Source organism: Roseovarius sp. MMSF_3359, assembly GCF_030733385.1.
In the GTDB taxonomy this organism is placed as follows: domain Bacteria; phylum Pseudomonadota; class Alphaproteobacteria; order Rhodobacterales; family Rhodobacteraceae; genus Roseovarius.
In genome coordinates this window covers 1-2,478 of record NZ_JASHJC010000034.1, presented here as the reverse complement: position 1 = coordinate 2,478, position 2,478 = coordinate 1, and the positions used below count along the sequence as shown (strand labels likewise).

The 2,478-nt window shown below is 52.0% G+C and carries 1 protein-coding gene; it reads left to right on the top strand.

Going from position 1 to position 2,478, the window contains the following annotated elements; translation table 11 throughout:
- Positions 1-547: 547 nt before the first annotated feature.
- On the top strand, positions 548-2,478 hold a 1,931-nt coding region (locus RBB29_RS22230; protein WP_306121228.1), incomplete at its 3' end, for a PA14 domain-containing protein.

Here is a 2,478-nt window from a genome sequence, read left to right as displayed (position 1 = left end):
AATCTCGACTTCATTTGTCCGTCCTTTTGTTGGGCGGACTCTACACAAAAATGGAGGAGATTCAGGGGCTCAGGTCAAATATAGTGGGAGAACATGGAAAGGTTCTCCGAAAAGAGTGGTTCGACTCCAGAGAGACATTTAACAGCTCCTTGCGGGGAATCTGGAAAAAGTGTCAGCACCTCTTGAGTCTATCTTTTGAGTGCTCTCTGACTTTGTTGAACGCCATTCAGCTAGACCATCAAGTTCTCCAATTGGATTAATCGAAAAGATCGTAAGCTAGCTGTTGTCGATCAACTTCCAACGAGTGACTTTGCAATCACTAAAACCTTAGAGATTTTTTTGCCAGCATTATCACGTCAGGTAACCCACTGGCCAAGATAGATTATGCCTCAACCCGCAGACAGGAACTAAGAATAACTGCACCAAGACGATGTCGTCATTTAACCAAAACGAAGCAAACAAACCCTTAGAGTGTCCTCCGCGCAGAGGCAATTCCATCGGATTTGATCGCGTGAAAACGGAGCCCATGTTTGCAGGAGTGGCTTAAATGACCATACAACAAGACCAATCTACCTCGTTAGCGCTTGGCTTGAAGGCTGAGTTCTTCTCGCTCGGTAAGAAAACGGGATCTCTAGGTGCCGTCGATTTTGGTAAGGAACCAGATTTAACTGGCAAGGTGGGCGAGCTGGATTTCTTTCAAACCAATTCTCCTTTTGTCGAGAATGGCAAAAGCGACCACTTTGCGGCCCATTTCAGCGGCAACCTGAACGTCGATGAAGGCGGGAAATACAACTTTTTCTTGTCCTCGGACGATATCGCCAAGCTTTACATCAACGGTAAACAGGTCGTCTTCAACAGGCATTCGGATTCCGAAGATCCACGCACAAATTCAAAATGGATCACGCTGGACGCCGGATCACATGAGATTGATATCTACTACATCGAGAACCGCGGAACTCAGACGCTCAAACTGGAGTGGCAAGGACCCGATTCCCAAGGAAAACGCGAGACCATCACCAACGCGAAACTGAGCCATACCAGTTCCGACAACAGTCACGATCAAGACAACAGTGCGGAAGCGCTTGGCTTGAAGGCTGAGTTCTTCTCGCTCGGTAAGAAAACGGGATCTTTAGGTGCCGTCGATTTTGGTAAGGAACCAGATTTAACTGGCAAGGTGGACGAGCTGGATTTCTTTCAAACCAATTCTCCTTTTGTCGAGAATGGCAAAAGCGACCACTTTGCGGCCCATTTCAGCGGCAACCTGAACGTCGATGAAGGCGGGAAATACAACTTTTTCTTGTCCTCGGACGATATCGCCAAGCTTTACATCAACGGTAAACAGGTCGTCTTCAACAGGCATTCGGATTCCGAAGATCCACGCACAAATTCAAAATGGATCACGCTGGACGCCGGATCACATGAGATTGATATCTACTACATCGAGAACCGCGGAACTCAGACGCTCAAACTGGAGTGGCAGGGACCCGATTCCCAAGGAAAACGCGAGACCATCACCAACGCGAACCTGAGTCATACCGACGGCGACAATCATGGCGACGGTGACAATCACGGCGGTGGTGACAATCATGGTGATGGTGACGGCCATGGAGATGGCGATAACCACGGCGGTGGTGACAATCACGGCGATGGCGACAATCACGGCGATGGCGACAATCACGGCGACGGTGACAACCACGGCGACGGTGACAACCACGGCGGTGGCGATGGTGACGGCGATAACCACGGCGATGGCGACAACCATGGCGGTGGCGACGACCACGGTGGCGGTGACAACCACGGCGGCGGGCATCATCACGGCGATGACACGCCCCCCATCCCCCTGCCAACGACGCCTGATGAGATCGAAGACTACGTTATTGCAGTAAAAGCCGAAGCGGAGCATTCTGCTCATATGGACGATTCGCAAAAGGCCACTGAACACGGCCAACTGCTGGAGCTTGTTCCACGCGCTGAGGCCACGCACATTGCCATCGGCAATGGCGATTGGTTTGACCCTGATACCTGGTATAACGGCGAAATTCCGGACACCGGTGCGAAAGTTCTGATCCCGCGTGGTGTGTCAGTCACCTATGAGGGCGAAAGCGACGAATCGCTGTTCACGGTGCGCGTCGATGGTGAGCTGTCCTTTGCGACCGATGCCGATAGCAAGATGCTGGTGGACACGATGGTTGTTGGGCCGTCGGGCAGGCTCGAAATCGGGACCATGGACAATCCGGTACAGGATGACGTCAATATCGACATCGTGATCGCCAATAACGGCGATATCGACGTGAGCTGGGATCCGTCGCTTCTATCACGCGGTGTGATTTCTCACGGCCAGGTGGAAATTCACGGTGCAGAGAAAACCGTTTCGCTTTCCGTGGCTGACACCCCGATGGCGGGCGACACCACGATCAAGCTGTCGGAAATTCCGGATAACTGGCAGGCCGGTGATACGATTGTCCTGACCGGGACACA